Here is a 16,633-nt window from a genome sequence, read left to right on the forward strand (position 1 = left end):
ACTCTCAGTGAGCCGAGTGATTTACCGAATGACCCGGCTGAGCGCAGAGATCAATTCCAAGGGCATGAATAACCTTCAGGACGGTATCAAAACGAGGTTTTGCACCCGGCGCGAAAGCCTTGTACAGGCTTTCATTTCGGAAACGCAAGAGCGCGAACGCGCCATAATAAAAGTTAGCTTACGTCTAATTGAGCACGGCGGCTTCAGTGCGTTTAAACCTGATGCGCCTACTCCATGCGATTGCGCGGCGTTCGATAAGTATGTATGTGGTGGCTGCAAATACGATGCAGGCCGCCACTGCAAGGACAGTCGCTAATATGTCCGGAGCTAAGCCGGTCGGCGTGATACGCCGGAAAAGGCGCATGAACGTTCCTATTACCGGTGGATGGAATAAATAGATGCTGTAGGATATCAAGCTGATTTTTTGTACAGGATAGCTGGACAAGAAACCAAGAGTCACAGTGCCATTAACCAAAAAACAAAACAAAAGACCAGTCAATCCGACAGCCATTGTAAATGAGTTTTGATCGGCCGCGCCGATGAAGAGGACTAATGTGCAGTACCCAACGGCAATATATCGGTTTCGCTTAGAGCCTCTAAGTATCTGAGCACATAGAACCCCTGCCATGAAGCTGAACCAGAACGCGATAAATCCACCTTGCCAACCTATCGAATGAATAAGCCCGGCAGGCCAAAGTAGCGCAAACAATGCACTGACCCAAATCGTAATATTTCGCGCCTGCAAAGCGTTGCCGCCTCTGGCTTGTTCGGACAGCCAAAGTAGTGCGGCAAATGCGATATAAAACTGCACCTCAATACAAAGTGTCCAAAACACCGTTATGATGTTTTCGATGCCAAGAATACCTTGAAGAAACGTCAAGTGCGCAAGAATGTTCGTGACACTAGGGATTTCAATCCCGCCTTGCCCTGAGATATGCTTTGCGACAATCACAAGCACACCAAGTGCAACGGCAGCATAGTATGGCGGAGCAAGCCGCACTAAACGGCGCGCCACAAAATTCGCAGCGTTTGCAGTGTGCATCGGCACTGAAAATGTTGTGACCGCCATGACGATGCCGCTTAATACGAAAAAAACAGGCACACCCAAGTGACCAGCGTCAAAAACTATATATTTCAACCAGTCCGGAATTGCCGCTAGAAGGGTTGGAATATGTTTTCCCTCAGATAAATGGAACAGAACCACCCAAAGTGCTGCAAAGCATCGTAACGCGTCAACTAGGGCAAGGCGATGCTTATCGTCAGTGGTGATTACACTCATTCCTGCCTCTCCTTCTTCTTTCCACTAATGTCGATCAGGTTGTCAGTTCGACCTAAAAGCGGAAAGCGCCTCACTAAGACGAACTGCTCACGCAAGCATTGCAAAGAGCAGTTTCAAATAACTTTGCCGAGTTCTCCCAAGAACTTAAAGCCACGGTTTGATATGCCTTCTCTGAAATCGTACGCCACTTCAACTCATCCAAAATCAAAAGCTGCTCAACAGCATGAGCCAAGGCAACACTATCATCAATATCTGCCAGCACACCGTTTTCGAAACAAGATATTGCCTCTAGCGGCCATCCCGTACGCGTTGAAACTACCGGAACCCTACATGCCATTGCTTCCATCGCCATAAGGTTAAAGCCTTCACTCCGGCTTGCTGATAGCCAGACATCACATTGAGCATAAAGATCACGAATACGCTCTTGATCGGGGGCTAGATAAAACTCAAGACTCGCTGGCAACTTAAAAGAATCACCGGGTGGAGAACTTCCAAAAGTTATAACTCGAAGCGTCGGGAATGTTTCCTCTAGCAAAGATACAATCTGGAGCGCAACATCAAAGCCCTTTAATGGCGCCTCATGGTACAAAAAGCCGATTGTTGGGCGATGTTGCTTCCCCCTTGGCGCGGAAAAAAATTGCCGATGATCGACACCGTTCAACACCAAAGAAACATCAGAGTCGCCATACTCCACACGCATGACATCTACCAACCATTTAGAAATGGTTATTTTATGCAAAGGCATTTTATACGTTGCCATAACTCTATCAGTCGGGCAGAAAGGGAAAATTTCATGCGCTTGCACAAAATACACTTTTACACCCTTGGAGCGACTTAGAGAATTCACCCATTCAGCTGTTTCCCACCACGTCGCAATTACAACATCTGCATCTGGAACATCCGAATCTAAAATCGGCCTATATTTTTCTATCACTCGGTGATCAAGGCCAAGGCCGTCTAAATGAGATGGAATCTTCTCGTTTATCGGCCAACCCTTACCCGTGATGAAACTCTTTACTTTCCTGCGCAGCGGAATGGGAGGCAATGGCAAAGAAACAAGTGTCACATCATGCCCAGCGTCAGATAATGCCTTGGCGTAAGTTGCAACGACGCGAATCCCGCCAGCCATGCTCGCTACAGGCAATACAAAAACCACTTTCATTAGAACATCCCCCCCTGAAAATCAGAGGCTGTCTATCAAGAACCAACACACACCCAGCCAATTGATGTGCTATCGAGCTACCTCTCGACGAGCATCAAACAGGCAAAAGCCAATACTCCGCCTCAGACGCTCTAACTCATACGATTCAAATGTTCAGCTAGCCTTAGAGTAAGTTGCAAAAGCGGCATTGTAGGGTTGCTGGCACCGCCTGTAGAAAAAACACTGCTGCCTGCAACGTAAAGATTCGCTACACCAAACACTTTGCAGTTCTCGTCGACAACTCCAAACTCAGGCGAAGTTGCCATCCGTGTGGTGCCCATATGATGTGCATGGGGACTTACCTTCAGTGGCAAGTCCTCGTCATAAACGCACGCTTCTAGCTTGACAAAACCTAGTCCACCTTTAGCAAAACATTTCGCCACTTCGAGCCCTATAGACTTGATGGTACTCCGGTCCGCAGGGCTTAGTTCCCAATGAACCGTTGGCTTCCTCATCCCTAACGCATCTCGATCCTCGATTAATGTAATGCGGCTGTTCGGGTTGGGAAACTGTTCAATCAACGTACCGATTACTCCATCCCCGGGACAATTGAATTTGGTAATAAATTCAATCTTTTGCGCCTCTCCTGCTTCGCAGATGAGGTTCTCGAAAAAGCCCTTGATTGCGGCCATTCGCCCATAGGACTTCACTTCAGATACAAGCGAGGCACTCACGTTCCCTTTGCCCGAGCTGTGTTCCATCACGAATGTATCTGTCGTGAAGTACTGGCGAGAATCTGTACTCTGCCCGTCTTTCAAGATGAAGGTACCCAATTCGACGTTCAGGTGTTCCATGAAACATCTACCAACGAAACCATCCTTACTTACGATACCGCCATTTACCAGGGACTCACTATTGAGAAGGTGCCTAGCATTCTCGATTGCGCCCGTCGCCAGAATGAGTTGTTTTGCAATGACTCGCTCCCGATGCAGCTCATAGTCCGACACGACTATCGCCGCAATGCTGCCGGTCTTGTTATCAAACTCAAGATCGACACAGTTGCAATTGATGAACACATCAAGCCCTTCGGTCTCATTGAGTTGCTTGGCATATTTTTGTGCAAATCGTGTCGGTGGGCTTAGTAAGAAACGATCAGCCTCAAACTCGGTGTCATCCAAAGTCGCATTGATGGCTTTGAATTCAGAGTGTGGCGGAAGATCCAGGATATCCATGGCCGCTGGCAGATAACGCTCGATCTCGGAAAACGCGATGGGCCAACCGGGTAAATGCACCGGAGGGCCTACGGTAAAGTCAGATCGCTCGAAGGGACGGCATCGCCCGGCCCAGTGATTGGAGGTGCCGCCAAGATACCGCAGGCGCGCTTCCTCGGCGTAGACGTCAAGGCCTGACGATGGGCACTTGTAGAGGCTCTGCGAGTTCTGTGAATATTCGTGTCCACCCCCCTCGACAAGTAGCACCCTCCGGCCATTGCCGGCCAAACGCAAGGCCAGCGTAATGCCGGCTGGCCCCCCCCCAACAATGCAGAAATCATAGGAGTCGCAGAGTTCTTTCTGCGATTGGTAGTCTTTGATCATGCTTGTGTTTGCCGAAAATACTGGGCAGGCAGCACCCATCCATTGATGACAACAAAGTCAGACTTAACCGCAGGAGGCCGAGCATCGGCTTTGGAAATTCCATACATGAGTCCCCCGAGGCTCAAMAGGGCAAACGCCTGAAGGAAGCCTCTGCGCCCCATCACAGATGTTTTAAAATCAGGTGCTCTCATGATTCAAAGCTCCACGACATCAAGATTGCGTTGGAAATTTCAACTACGCATCAAGGCCACAGTTTTGCAGGCCTCCATCAATACCCCAATAACGGCGCCGAGCCACAACTTTGGAAACAACAAGAGAAATCGATCAAATCAAAGCTTTAGCGAGACTCGACAACAACTCCCCGCACAAAGCCCCCACCACCAGCATTGGCAGCACAACAAGTTCGCGTTTGAGATTGAACAACCCCAAACGGCAATTGACATAAAAAACCAGGATAAGTGTAGGAAACGCATGCAAGGCGACGCCCCAAATCGCATATTCGACTCCGCCAATCGCCAGCATCAGGGGCAGTAGCCCCCATAAGGAGACTGCGCGAATAATGTTGTCCATGGCTTGGTACTTTGTGAGTCCCAAGGCAAGCCAGACTTGATGCGCCACTGTGAAGCGCATTGTGAAAAAAGAAAGTGAAAGAATGGCCAGCATGTGGCCGGCCTGGGCATACCGCTGATCGTACAAGATGCTGATCAGCAGCGGACTGCCGGTCCAGAACAGTCCACAGAAAAACAGCGAGGCCAGATCGAACCCCAATTTGAAGCGGTAATACAAAGCGTGGAGCCGTGCGGTGTCATTTGTTCTTGAGGCTTCACTGAATGCCGGCAGGGCCACGGCCCCGACCAACCTTTGCATTCCAGTTTGAAGAGCGCCCAAAATCAACACGGCAATGGAGTAGACACCCAGTTCGGTGGCCGACATGCTGCCGCCGAACCAGATGCGATCACCTTGCATGGCCAGTACGCCCACTGCCGAAGACAACAGCATCCAACGGCCGAAAACGACCAACTCCTTGAGCGCAGAACGGTCCCAGTGTAGACGGTTGGACGGGCCCTCAAACCAGAAATGACCCAGCAGAGTGCTGACCATCGCTGCTACTAGACCTGCAGCCACCAGCGACCAGATAGACCGGGTGAAGTAACCGAGGGTCAGCAAGACCAGAAGGCCTGCAAGCTGAGACGCAAAATCGGCGAACACCACTTTCTTTTGCTGGAAAGCACGCACTGCCAAGTCCACTTTCGTCGACTGAAAGCCATAGAAGATTGCCGAGAAACCTGTTAGTGCCAACACCATAGGCAACTCCGGTGCGGCATAGGTGGAGTTGATCGACCACAGATTGAGGGTTTGCGCCAACCAGGCGAAGCCTGCGATGAGAAGTGTCGACGCAAAAAGGATGACTCCGCGCACAATCTGCACGGTCCACACCGTATTAAGGAACACCGGATCGTCGCCATTTGGACTCTGGATGATGTTCTGGCGCAAGCCGACATCGGACAGCAAGTGCAGAACCAGCGACACGGTGGTGGCGATGGCCATGATGCCAAACATTTCCGGCATCAGCAGCCGCGCCATCACCAGGTTGCCACCCAAACGAATGGCTTGAGAGGTAACAAGTGCCCCCAGATTCCATGCCCCAGCAGATATCGCACGCTTGCGCAGGCTCAACGATGGCGATAAATCAACTGAAGGCATTACAACTACCCCGGACTCAATGGCACAAAAGGTACTATAGTCGCATTTGGCCATTCCACTAGTCGCTCATCAATCACTAAGTCCAAAAAACTATGCCTGAGCACTTTCGCGCGTTAATTGCCATTCTGGTTATTGCCGGCATCGTTTTTGCCCTCGCACGTCGATCAGCAGCCGACCTGATGGCTGATCGTGACTTCACTCGTCGCCGCAATCTTTGGTTCGTGTTGACGCTACTGGCCTTTGTTTCGCACAGTTTCTGGGTGTATGCGGGTATTGCCGCCATCGTTTTGACCTTCGCACGAAAAAGCGAGCGCAACCCCGTGGCGCTGTTTTTTATCCTGCTGTTTCTAATCCCGCCGGCTCCGGCAGAAATTCCAGGCTTCGACCTGATCAACTATTTTTTTGCCCTTAACCATATTCGTCTGCTGGCATTGTGCGTGTTGCTTCCAGCTTTTTTCGCGCTACGCAGGCAAGCAGACACGGCCTCTTTCGGACGCACCTGGCCTGATAAGTTGTTAGCGGCCAACCTGCTACTGATGAGCCTGATTTACCTGCGCGAAACCACGGTCACCGACACGTTGCGCCAAACGCTATATCTTTTCATCGATGTTTTTTTGCCTTACTACGTCGCCAGTCGGGCCCTCAAGAAACTCAGCGACTTCAAGGACGCCCTATTGGGTTTTGTAATCGCCGCCATGGTGCTGTCGCTGATTGGTCTCTTCGAATTTTCCCGCAATTGGCTGCTCTACAACGCGCTGATCGATGCCTTGGGCCTACACTGGGAAATGTCTAGCTACTTGAGCCGTGGAGGCTCACTGCGTGCCAGCGCCACCACCGGCCAAGCCATTGCGCTGGGACTTGTCATCAGTGTAGCGATGGGTTTTTACCTGTTCTTGCAAAAGGGTGTACGCAGCCGATTTCAGCAACTCCTGGGTGCGCTCCTGCTCGCAGGTGGACTGGTTGCCCCCCTATCGCGAGGCCCTTGGATTGGCGCAGCCACGATGATCATGGTGTTCATCGCCACCGGCCGGAACGCTTTCAAACGCCTGATGCTACTGGCGGTCGCCGGAGTCTTTACCCTTTCCCTGCTGGCTATTGTGCCTGGCGGGCAAAAAGTGCTTGATCTGCTGCCGTTCATCGGCACGATAGAAGTAGAAAACATCACATACCGACAGCGCTTGATTGACAACGCATTGATCGTTATCCAGCGCAACCTGTGGCTGGGCTCCTTTGATTACCGCAACACACCAGAAATGCAATCCATGATTCAGGGAGACGGAATCATCGATATCGTTAACACCTATATCGGCGTAGCGCTGTCGTTCGGACTGATTGGATTGACGCTGTTCGTGGCTTTTTTTGTCACTGTACTGTTCAGCATCCGCAAGGCAATGCGTACGTTCCCCAACAAAGACGAAGAAGCACGTCGACTTGGACGCGCGCTCCTGGCAACCCTGGCCGGGGCATTGATCACCATCATTACCGTTAGCAGTATTACAGTGATCCCCGTGGTGTACTGGTCGGTGGCCGGACTAGGCGTCGCTTATGCTCAAATGGTGCGCAGGCTCAAACACTCCTCGACCGCCGCCACTGCGAGTGCCGGTGCCAGCCTTCAACTCCGGTAACCCCATGGCCAAATTTTTTCGCCACACCCGTTTGCTGGTTCCGGTTCTTTTGTCTTTTGTTGTTTGGCCGTTTAGCACCTGGGCGTCAGCCTGGGTCGCCAGTGTCGATGATCAAAGCGGCCTGCCAGTTCTGATCCACGGCGGTAGTCCCGTTGTTTCCTCTTCATTCACCTTCTTTGAGGGCAACTGGGGCTGGGTGAGTTTTCCAACCGAGTTCAAGATAGACGCCCCCTACAGATACTCCCTCTCAGGCCAGAACAAAGCACTGGATTTCGACCTGGGTACGAAAATCCAGAAGGAAAACGAGCAGAAACTGACTTGGGATTTTACCCTGGATGCACATAGCACGAAGTTGGACGTGATGGGCGGGGGGGTCGTCTTCAAGTTCGACCCAGCCCTTTTCTCGGGAGAAATGGGCGAGCCGGTTTTGCTCCCTGACAACAGAGGCTGGTCATGGGGGAATGCACAAGGGCGACATATCGAGATGCGTTTTGAGCCTGGACTGGCGAGTGTGTACTTTGAACCGGGTAGTCGATCTGAAGTGCGTGCTTTTTTCTACAAAAACACGATCAAGCCCGGTCATCAGAATTTCAAAGCTACCTTAAGCATATCGGGCGATGTGGCACTTGGCCCCACCACTACCGAGCGCTTCGGCCTGGCGGACCCAAAGAGCTGGCCGAGTGGCAAGCTCGATTGGAAAACCTCACCGGTCGATCTGTCCTTTCTCAACGCTGATGAAAAACCAGCAGGCAAGCGCGGCTTCGTCAAAGCGTCCGGCGAGCAACTGCGATTCGCCGACAACACCCCGGCGCGCTTCTGGGGTACCAACATCACGTCTTATGCGCTGTTCCGCACGCCAGACGATGAAATCAAGCAGCAGGCTAAACGCCTGTCCGCACTTGGTTTCAATCTCGTGCGACTACACCACCATGACTCACCATGGGTCAGTCCCAACATTTTTGGCGACCCTGACCTCACGCGGAACACCCAGCAACTAAGCCCGGAGTCGCTGAAAAAAATTGACTGGTGGATCAAGTGTCTCAAAGACGAGGGCATTTATGTATGGCTCGATATGCACGTCGAGCGAGCCTTTACTGCAAAAGACAACATTTATGGCTTCGAAGAGATGCCAAAAAACAGCAGTAACCACGCCGATCTCAAGGGCTACGCCTACGTAAATATCACCATTCAACAGGCGATGAAGCGTTTTGCCAAAGCCTATTTGACCCATGTAAACACCTATACCGGTCTCGCCTACAAAGACGATCCGGGGATCGCCGCAGTATTGATTAGCAACGAAAATGACATTACTCATCACTTTGGAAATGCCCTGCTACCCGACAAGAACGTTCCAAAGCACAACAAGATTTACATGGCCGAAGCCGCAGCGTTTGCCAACCAGCACAATCTATCGCCCAGCAAAACCTGGCGTTCCTGGGAGCATGGACCCTCCAAACTGTTCCTCAATGATTTGGAACGACGTTTCGACGTAGACATGATTCAGTACCTGCGTGATGTGGGAGTGAAGGTCCCCATCGCCACGACCAGTACCTGGGGCGGTGATGGCCTCAGCTCCCTGCCGGCCCTTACTTCCGGCGACGTAATCGACGCCCACAGCTACGGTGGCCCTGGGCAGCTGGAGAAAAACCCGCTCAACAGCGACGGCTTGATCAACTGGATCGCTGCCGGCCAAGTCAGGGGCAAACCTCTGACCGTCACCGAGTGGAACAATGAACCCTTCCCGACACCCGACCGCCACTCGCTGCCACTGTATATCGCCGGCACCGCCAGCCACCAAGGCTGGGATGCATTGATGCAATATGCCTACAGTCAGGAACCGCTATCCGGGGAATGGATGACTGCCAGCAACTGGCACGCCTATAACGACCCCGCACTGCTGGCCACAATGCCTGCCGCCGCTTTGCTCTATCGCCGCGCTGATGTTCGCGAAGCCAGCACGACCTATATCTTCGCACCGACGCCAGACACCCTGTTCAACCAACTGATCACACCGACTAACTCTGCTCTGCTGCGTACTGCGATGGAGAAAGGCAAGCTGCAAATTGCCATGCCACAGACACCAGAATTGCCCTGGTTGCAACAGAGCGTTATTGCAGGCAATGCGCAGGAGTATCACGACCCTGACCAGTCGCTACTAGATGCCAATGCCAACGAGTCCACGACAGATACGGGCGAGCTCAAACGCAACTGGAAACAAGGCATCTACACCATCAATACGCCGCGCACCCAGGCCGCCACCGGCTGGATCGGCGGTGAGTCGATCAGCCTTGGCGACATCCAGGTTCAAGTGAAGACGGCTTATGCCAGTGTGGTAGTGCAAAGCCTGGACGCCGCGCCTGTGAACCTATCGCAGGATTTACTGATTTCGCTGGGCACCCGCGCCGTCCCCCAGGACGAGGGTAAAACACCTTTTTATGTAGAGCCCCTCGAAGGAACGCTGACCATACAGGCACCGCAATACTTGACACTGTTCACCCACGGCACTCTTGGGCAAATGAAAAAACTGCCTGCTACCTACCGTGATGGCCGCTATACAATCAAATTCGACGGCCAACAGGCGTCGAACTGGTTGTTTTTGAAAAAAGACGTCACTCAAGCCACAGCCTCAAGCAACAAGCAGCCAAGCCCTGTCAACAAATCATCATCCAGCGCATCGGCGACTCAATAGCCAACTAATCTTTTAACGCGATAGTCAGCGGGATCGCACTGACGTTTCAATCTGTGCTTGCACAGGGGAGTGGAGGTCGGGATGAAATTTTTGGTTATTGGTGGCGCGGGTTATATCGGCTCTCACATGGTCAAGCAGCTACTGGGCGCCTGTCACGAACTGGTGGTGGCAGACAACTTTTCAACAGGCCATCGCGGCGCGTTGATGGGCGGGAAACTGGTCGAACTGGACATTGCCGACGAGCAATCGCTGGACGCCCTGTTTGCGGAACACCACTTTGATGCCGTGTTCCACTTCGCCTCTTTTATACAGGTGGGCGAGTCCGTCACTGAACCTGCCAAGTATTATCAAAATAACGTTTGCGCCACCCTGACGCTGGTAAAAGCCATGGTTCGCGCCAGAGTTAAAAACTTTATTTTTTCCTCGAGCGCCGCCGTCTATGGCGACCCGGTGTATGTACCTGTCGATGAGAAGCATCCCAAGGTCGCGATCAACCCCTATGGTCGCAGCAAGTGGATGGTGGAGCAGGTGCTTGAAGACTTCGACCGCGCCTACGGGCTCAAATCTGTCTGCCTGCGCTACTTTAACGCCGCCGGTGCAGACCCTGAAGGACAGCTGGGTGAACGTCATGAACCGGAAACACACCTGCTGCCACTGATCCTGCAAGCGGCCTCTGGCAGGCGCACATCAATCACCGTCTATGGCCGTGATTACGACACGCCTGACGGTACCTGCATTCGCGACTATGTCCACGTTGTCGATCTCGTTGCGGCTCACGCGCTTGCAGTGGATTACCTGCGCGATGGAGGTGCAAGCACGGCGTTCAACCTCGGCAATGGCCAAGGTTTCTCTGTACAGCAAGTGATTGACACCGCGCGCTACGTGACTGGGAAAAATATCTGCGTGAGCGAAGCGCCGCGACGGGCCGGGGATCCGCCTCGCCTGGTGGCTGATTCCCGGAGGGCCAATACATTGCTTGGCTGGCAACCGCGATTTTCCTCACTTGAACAGATAGTGGCGCACGCCTGGATCTGGGAGCAGAAGTATCCCTGGAATTGAACGTCGGTGCTGGCGAAAACACCGAGCGCCTCAGGCGGACGCAGTACTACTAGTAGTAAGAGGTTCTGGGCTCGGCTTTGTTTAGCACCGTGCCGATCAGATTGGCTGTCGCCAGGTGATGCAGGCTTTCCTCGATCTCTTTCTTGCTGTTCATGCCGTTGGCGACCACAAGCAGGACGCAATCGAATTTAGGCAAGACCGTAATCACTTCGTCCGAACTCAACACCGGTGGCAAGTCGAAAATCACAATACGCGAGTCGTAGCGCTCGCGAAGATCGCTAATCAAAAGGCTCACCGCGGGTGATGACAGCACCTCTGCTGAGAGAGGAATCGGCTCTCGTGTCGGCAGGACTACAAACCGCGGCAAGGTCGGATTGATCAGCACGTCCTGCAGTTCAGCTTCATTGGCGAGCAACTCATTGAGCGACTTTTCCATCGGAATACCCAGGCAGCCCCCCACCCTCGGACGACGCAAGTCGAAGTCCACAAGCAACGCCGTCTTGGTGGTGTGATGCGCGATGCTCATCGCCAGGTTGATCGCCACTACCGTTTTACCTGAGTCCGGGGTCGGTGAGGTGATGGCAAGCGTGCGCCAGCCATTTTCCTCCATGGCTTTCAAAACCTGCGTACGTAGCAAATCGAAAGCCCCGCTCATACTCGAATTCTTGTTGTAAGCCACAATGCGATGACGCTCAAGGTGGTCTGCCCGCAAAGGTACAACCTTGGTTTGCACATAACTGAGGGCATTGAGCGTTGGAGGCTGCTCTGTCGATGTGATCACGAGACCTGACGAAGCCTGTTGCTCGGCTATATCGCTCGCTGACTTGATGATTTCCATGACTATATTCCTTATTCAAACCGCGCCAGAGCCTTGAACACCATCTGGTCCACCGGCATGTAGAAGAAGTGCACGAGGATCAATAGGCACGCGATCAACACGAATCCACAGAGGATCAGAAACCTTCGCAACCGCTTGCGGTGTGCGAGTTCCGCCTTGGTGTGAATGTAGGGAATGGTGCCCAATACGCGTCGACCCAACACACTGGCCAGAGCCTCAACACCACGCACGCGCTGATTCAGCATCTCCAGCAGCATGACCAGTGCTCCAGTGCCTACCGGGGCGAGCAAAAAGCCCATGGCAACCACTTTCTTACGGTTGGGCCTGACTGGCTTCTCGGGCATCAGCGGCGACTCAAGAAGAACAAAACGCTCGGCCTTGTTTTCCTGTTCCAGGCTTTCTGAAATTTTCGCCCCCATTTCCTTGGTGCGAATCTCCTCATATTTTTTACGAGCGTTTTCATGATCGCGCATCAGCGTGACCATGCCGCGCTCGACTTGCGGCGTCTCAAGAATCTGCGCCTCGTAGGCCTCTATTTTGCCGAGTATTTCCCGCTTCTGATCGGCCAGCGACTTGATGCGCGCTTCTGAGGCCGCGACCCGGGCCTGCGCCTTGGCAACATCCAGACTAACCGGGCTCACTGCACCTGCTCCGGTACCCTGGGCAACCTCAAGTGCAGCAATTTTGCGTTTGACGGCGCGCACATCAGGGTGAGCTTGCGTATAGATCGACAGCAATCTGGTGTACTCCGCCTTGAGGCTACCCAGATCCTGCGGCTTCTCCGCTGCCGCACCATACGCCCCGGGTTTGCTCGCGACACCGGCGCTGGCGGCGGAAACTTCCAACTCATTGAAGCGCAATTCCTCACGGGCAGCCTTGTAGTCTCGGTCGACTTCCTTAAGCTCGGTTTCGGCGCGCGACAGCATATCCATACGCAATTTCTGATGCTCAGGCAGCGCGTTGCTGTGAGCCTGCTTGAAGTCCGCCAGCCGGTTCTCCAGGGTTTCCAGTTCAACCCTGAGTTTGTCTGCCTCCTGCGTCAGGAACTCCGTCGTCTCACTGGCTCGTTCGGTGCGCTGCCTGATGTTTTCATCCAGAAACAGTGTCGCCAGCTCGTTGGCTACTTTGTTGGCGATCTCTGGTTGCCTGTGTTCAAAGCTAACGCGGAAAGCAATTGTCACCTCTCCGCGCCCCTTGACGGCAGCACTGACGAGGGAAACGGCAATCGCATTGCGCATTTCATCGATCTTCTCGGTGACGCTCGACTGCTGGCTTTGCGAAGAAAATAAATTGTATTTGTCGATGATCTCTTGCAGGTGCTCGCGAGTCATCACGCGCTGGCGAATGACTTCGATGCGCTCATCGGCAAAGGTATTGTTGTTTGCCGCAACCAGGTCTGGCGAAATCTGCTGGGACTCAACCAGAATAGTACTGGACGACTCATAGACGGGAGGGATGGAGATCGCAACCAAGACACTCACCGCGAGTATTGCCGCGATACTCACGACCACCAACACGGCTCGATGCTTGATGATTGCGATGTAGTCGTTGACCGACATTTCGTATTCAGAGGCCATAGTTCTCACAACGTTGAATTTCAGAGTTCGGGGTAACTATAGGTCAGGGTTAACCCGACGACGTTAGCGCTGGCATCCGGCAAGCCATCTTGCTGGTGTTGTTTGTAAGTGAAGGATAGGCGCGCAACCCAAAAAGGTGAGAATTCTCGACTGGCCCAGACATTGAAATTTCGCAGGGTATTGGACGTATCGCCTTTGTTTTTTTGCCATGAGGTATCCAGACCGGTACGACTGAGCTCGTCGATGGAATAACTCCATGTCCCCCGCAGATTATTACTCTCGACGAACCCGCCATCGCCGTTGGCGATCGTACTGCGACTGGCGTCGAGCGTTGTGTCAAAACGCTCGCCGGCATAGTGCAAAGTGAACCCGCCTTGACCTGTGGGATTGCTGTCCGTACCCGTGACCTGGTTGACACCAGCGTACACGGCCCCCTCCAGTTGCTCGGAGATTTTAAAGTTCAAACCTACAGTGGGGGTGTAGCTGTTTGAGGATGCAAGCCCGGAGCCCGACTCAGGCTCATAGCGACTCGCGGAAAAACCCGTGACGAGTACGACGCGTTCGCTCCAGTCATAATTCAAGCTTAGGCGGTTCGAAAGCTCGTCATAGCTGGTCAGAGAATTAATATCGTATTTGAAGTCTGTGTATTCAGTCTTATTGACCAAGGTACTTCGTTCGCTAAGCGCGGTGCGCCAATTGCCGCCCAACGAATATTGCTTTTGCGTACCATCGGCGGCAATCACACCCGTTTCCTGAACCACACTGGAGAGCGTCGAGTTCTCGACATAGCTCGCCGTAAGTCCATACGCCCCTGTTTCGGTCTCACGTTGCCACCCTAGAAGCAGTTTTGGGTCTTCACGGTTGCTAACGACGGATGTATCAGACGAGCGCACGATGTTCAATCCGAGACCGATATTCAACTGATCCTGGTCGGAAGTTCCCATGAAGCTCACATCGGGAGTAATAATCGTCCGTGTCACCGCCTTCTCGTTGTTCCCAACAAGCAGTGGATTGCTATCGTGTTCTACAGTCGTTGGCAGTGCGATTGCTGATTGCCAGGTGGCAGCATAGGCCGCCCCCGAACACGGCAAAACAAAGATCGCCGTCGCAACCCCGGCCCCTCGTAGTACAAGCAAGCTAAACCCTAATATCTCGCGCAAAATCAAGGCACGACCAGCGTATCGCCGGCCTGGAGTTCATAGTTGGTGGACATATCACGTCCGGAGATCAAATCGCTGTAATGGACGGGCAGTACCTGTTTGTTGCGCACAATTTTTATGGCGTCTTTGTCCGCGAATTTGTCGAGCCCACCTGCCATACTCAACACTTGCAGTACTGCAGTTGGACCTGCCAACTGCACTGAACCGGGTTTCAGCACTTTGCCCTGCGCGTAGACGATATTGCCCTTGGGGTCCCTGACGACAACGCTCACGTTCGGATCGGGTATGAACGCTTCGAGCTTTTTGGCAATTACCTTTTCGACTGCCGTGGAATCAAGCCCCGCAACCTCGACTCGCCCCACCAGCGGAAAAGTGATGCTGCCATCGGGAAGTACATGCACTTCCTCTTTTAGAGTCTCCTCGCGCCAAACGGTAATAACAATGACATCCCCGCGATTTAGCAGGTAAACCGAGTTTTTTTCGTTGGCACTGGTAATGCTGGGCCAAACAACCAGCGCACAGAGCGCAGATAACAATAAACGCAACATTGGGATCCCTCCGCCTAAGCAGCCATGCAAGGAGTCTCACACAAAAACGGAGTCAATTCACTCACTCCCATTTTATGCCAAAGAAACCATAAGACAGCACCTGCATCAAGCTTGTCGGCGGTAAATTTCATTTAGTATGGCCTCAGATAGCGAAATTTTAATATTTAACAATGACTTGAATCTAAATACTCCCCCCCTGGCTTTTCCACGTCAAATTAACTGCATCATGGTCGTCCGAAAATTCCGCTCAACTGAAACACCGCCAGCCACAGCCACTATAACTACCCCTTCGCGCGCTTTTTGTCAGAAAATCAGCCGACGTCAACTTCAATCAATCGAACATCAAGTAAAAGCATTTGAAATTCATATATTCGAACGACAGTAAAAATTACCACCAGAACAACTGGCATCGCCAAAAACATGAAGACGTCAATTACACTTTTCGTCGATTGGCTACGGCAACAAAACCAAATAACGCAGAAAAAAATAGCCATGCAAGAGCAGAGAGCGCTACGGCCTTCGGCTGATTCGATGTGCCGGTCAAACCTGTCTCCTGGACATTTTGATCAACCATCACCTGATCATTGGTTATCGCCGGCACTAAGTCGTCACAGGTTGAGTCCGGCTGATGAATGAAACTGCTGAGTTTGGCAGATTGAGTGCTGGCGAAGTAGAGATCGCTGATCATCGAATGCACGCAAAGGCTGCGTCCAAAAGTAAGTAGCTCGCTACCCGAACGTGCTTCGAGAACCCTGTCAACCTGATAACTTAAAGCATCACAAGATTTGCTTATGTGACTATTTTCATTGGAAAAACTGGCCGTCTGCGCATTAAAAACAGCCACACCATTAAAGAGCATCACTACCAGAAAGGACTTAAGGAAAAGTAGTGGACGCATAGCACAACCTTCCTGACAGAGGTTATTTCAATTGTCGGGCGGGGGAGATCTTCACCAAGCTAAGTTGAGCGTATAAGCACATAGCCATCACGTCAATAGCTCGTCACAACAATACGCAGAAATAAAAAACACGGCGGATGGCGTCAAAATGTCGACACAATAAATAACTCCGTTATCAGCGGATGGACTGTTTTCCCATGAAATAGCCCCGGATTCAGGTACCTGCAAATGAGCACTGCCACAAATAGTTTTATTGTTATCTTTTAGACGCTTAGCGTAGGTTTTGAAAACAAGCCTCACGTGTTGGCCTACTATGCTAATAACTGTTGTTCTCAATTTTCTTAATACCACGTACTTTTCGTTGAGTACCCGCTTTACTCCGAACAACTCAAAATCCAAGCCGTCAATCAGATGAACGAAGCCCTACGGAAATGGAAAAGCTGCGCCTCGAAGCGCAAGTACTGTTCACAATGAGTCTCTGGCAAGCGCCAGGATCTTGCCGATTCTACGCATCGTATGC

The 16,633-nt window shown here is 52.2% G+C and carries 12 protein-coding genes and 1 pseudogene; 3 read left to right on the plus strand and 10 right to left on the minus strand.

The features are described 5' to 3' along the window. Positions 1-4: 4 nt before the first annotated feature. The 5 genes and pseudogenes from AC1DWM_RS12965 to AC1DWM_RS12985 all read right to left on the minus strand — a co-directional run. Positions 5-133, minus strand: a pseudogene (locus AC1DWM_RS12965) (helix-turn-helix domain-containing transcriptional regulator); the annotation flags it as partial. Between the two features lie 51 nt (positions 134-184). After that, on the minus strand, positions 185-1,279 hold the full coding sequence (locus AC1DWM_RS12970; RefSeq protein WP_477795338.1) for an acyltransferase family protein: 1,095 nt from the start codon (positions 1,277-1,279) through the stop codon (positions 185-187). A gap of 73 nt (positions 1,280-1,352) precedes the next feature. Continuing rightward, positions 1,353-2,441 carry a glycosyltransferase family 4 protein gene (locus AC1DWM_RS12975; RefSeq protein WP_477795339.1) on the minus strand — a complete coding sequence of 363 codons (1,089 nt, stop codon included), beginning with the start codon at positions 2,439-2,441 and terminating at the stop codon, positions 1,353-1,355. 131 nt (positions 2,442-2,572) lie between these two features. Continuing rightward, entirely contained in the window at positions 2,573-4,015 is a 1,443-nt protein-coding gene (locus AC1DWM_RS12980; protein WP_223512773.1) for an FAD-dependent oxidoreductase, read from the minus strand. 324 nt (positions 4,016-4,339) lie between these two features. Beyond that, on the minus strand, positions 4,340-5,719 hold the full coding sequence (locus tag AC1DWM_RS12985; protein ID WP_223512777.1) for an oligosaccharide flippase family protein: 1,380 nt from the start codon (positions 5,717-5,719) through the stop codon (positions 4,340-4,342). Positions 5,720-5,811: 92 nt separating this feature from the next. Here AC1DWM_RS12985 and AC1DWM_RS12990 point away from each other — a divergent pair, with 92 nt between their 5' ends. The 3 genes from AC1DWM_RS12990 (at position 5,812) to galE (ending at position 11,092) form a co-directional block, all read left to right on the plus strand. Continuing rightward, a complete protein-coding gene (locus AC1DWM_RS12990; RefSeq protein WP_223512779.1) occupies positions 5,812-7,344 on the plus strand; it encodes an O-antigen ligase family protein in 1,533 nt (510 codons plus the stop codon). Between the two features lie 4 nt (positions 7,345-7,348). After that, the gene (locus AC1DWM_RS12995; protein ID WP_477795340.1) at positions 7,349-10,033 is read left to right on the plus strand and encodes a glycoside hydrolase 5 family protein; all 2,685 of its coding nucleotides are present in this window, start codon (positions 7,349-7,351) and stop codon (positions 10,031-10,033) included. Between the two features lie 81 nt (positions 10,034-10,114). Next, entirely contained in the window at positions 10,115-11,092 is a 978-nt protein-coding gene (galE, locus tag AC1DWM_RS13000; protein ID WP_477795341.1) for a UDP-glucose 4-epimerase GalE, read from the plus strand. Positions 11,093-11,141: 49 nt separating this feature from the next. Here the strand turns inward: galE and AC1DWM_RS13005 are convergent, their stop codons facing one another. The 5 genes from AC1DWM_RS13005 to AC1DWM_RS13025 form a co-directional block, all read right to left on the minus strand. Next, entirely contained in the window at positions 11,142-11,930 is a 789-nt protein-coding gene (locus AC1DWM_RS13005; protein WP_223512791.1) for a CpsD/CapB family tyrosine-protein kinase, read from the minus strand. An 11-nt stretch (positions 11,931-11,941) separates the two neighbouring features. Further along, entirely contained in the window at positions 11,942-13,507 is a 1,566-nt protein-coding gene (locus AC1DWM_RS13010) for a GumC family protein (RefSeq protein WP_223512793.1), read from the minus strand. Between the two features lie 20 nt (positions 13,508-13,527). Beyond that, on the minus strand, positions 13,528-14,643 hold the full coding sequence (locus AC1DWM_RS13015; RefSeq protein WP_223512964.1) for a porin family protein: 1,116 nt from the start codon (positions 14,641-14,643) through the stop codon (positions 13,528-13,530). A gap of 26 nt (positions 14,644-14,669) precedes the next feature. Continuing rightward, positions 14,670-15,215 carry a polysaccharide biosynthesis/export family protein gene (locus AC1DWM_RS13020; protein ID WP_223512796.1) on the minus strand — a complete coding sequence of 182 codons (546 nt, stop codon included), beginning with the start codon at positions 15,213-15,215 and terminating at the stop codon, positions 14,670-14,672. Positions 15,216-15,648: 433 nt separating this feature from the next. Continuing rightward, positions 15,649-16,113 (minus strand): hypothetical protein, encoded by a 465-nt coding sequence (locus AC1DWM_RS13025; RefSeq protein WP_477795342.1) that lies wholly within the window; start codon positions 16,111-16,113, stop codon positions 15,649-15,651. Positions 16,114-16,633: the final 520 nt, after the last annotated feature.

This window comes from Pseudomonas sp. P4_C8, from assembly GCF_056401975.1.

What these genes read in the sequence shown, in the direction of transcription:
- AC1DWM_RS12970 (WP_477795338.1), bottom strand. Translation starts at nt 1,279, where the DNA reads ATGAGTGTAATCACCACTGACGATAAGCATCGCCTTGCCCTAGTTGAC.
- AC1DWM_RS12975 (WP_477795339.1), bottom strand. Translation starts at nt 2,441, where the DNA reads ATGAAAGTGGTTTTTGTATTGCCTGTAGCGAGCATGGCTGGCGGGATT.
- AC1DWM_RS12980 (WP_223512773.1), bottom strand. Translation starts at nt 4,015, where the DNA reads ATGATCAAAGACTACCAATCGCAGAAAGAACTCTGCGACTCCTATGAT.
- AC1DWM_RS12985 (WP_223512777.1), bottom strand. Translation starts at nt 5,719, where the DNA reads ATGCCTTCAGTTGATTTATCGCCATCGTTGAGCCTGCGCAAGCGTGCG.
- AC1DWM_RS12990 (WP_223512779.1), top strand. Translation starts at nt 5,812, where the DNA reads ATGCCTGAGCACTTTCGCGCGTTAATTGCCATTCTGGTTATTGCCGGC.
- AC1DWM_RS12995 (WP_477795340.1), top strand. Translation starts at nt 7,349, where the DNA reads ATGGCCAAATTTTTTCGCCACACCCGTTTGCTGGTTCCGGTTCTTTTG.
- galE (WP_477795341.1), top strand. Translation starts at nt 10,115, where the DNA reads ATGAAATTTTTGGTTATTGGTGGCGCGGGTTATATCGGCTCTCACATG.
- AC1DWM_RS13005 (WP_223512791.1), bottom strand. Translation starts at nt 11,930, where the DNA reads ATGGAAATCATCAAGTCAGCGAGCGATATAGCCGAGCAACAGGCTTCG.
- AC1DWM_RS13010 (WP_223512793.1), bottom strand. Translation starts at nt 13,507, where the DNA reads ATGGCCTCTGAATACGAAATGTCGGTCAACGACTACATCGCAATCATC.
- AC1DWM_RS13020 (WP_223512796.1), bottom strand. Translation starts at nt 15,215, where the DNA reads ATGTTGCGTTTATTGTTATCTGCGCTCTGTGCGCTGGTTGTTTGGCCC.
- AC1DWM_RS13025 (WP_477795342.1), bottom strand. Translation starts at nt 16,113, where the DNA reads ATGCGTCCACTACTTTTCCTTAAGTCCTTTCTGGTAGTGATGCTCTTT.